The 287-nt window shown below is 40.8% G+C and carries 1 protein-coding gene; it reads right to left on the minus strand.

Annotation, left to right across the window (positions count from 1 at the left end; translation table 11 throughout):
- Nucleotides 1-37: 37 nt before the first annotated feature.
- Nucleotides 38-287, minus strand: a 250-nt coding sequence (locus tag CP367_RS10255) for a transposase (RefSeq protein ID WP_143438857.1), incomplete at its 5' end; no start/stop codon positions are given.

Consider the following 287-nt stretch of genomic DNA (forward strand, 5'->3'; position numbering starts at 1 on the left):
GGTTCAGTATAAATTCTTGTGTAAACGGCTGTGAGATTTAGGATGCCTTTCGGGATATTTCCATTAATCGCAGAAAGAAGTATTCATCATCTGGATACCCATAACCCTTACGTCTCTCAGTCTTGATCTTATTGTTGATACCCTCAAGTTTGCCAGTTGATATCCCGTATTTGGCGAACGTGTAGATCCCTCTCAAATGGTTATTTAAGAGACGCGCAAACCAAATAAAGTGGCTATTCTCAGTTGCCTTGCAGATGTCTATGATCCCTTCAAGTCTAACGCACATT

Origin of the sequence: Lactobacillus sp. UMNPBX16, assembly GCF_002553775.1 — a bacterium.
GTDB classification, from domain to species: Bacteria; Bacillota; Bacilli; order Lactobacillales; family Lactobacillaceae; genus Lactobacillus; species Lactobacillus crispatus.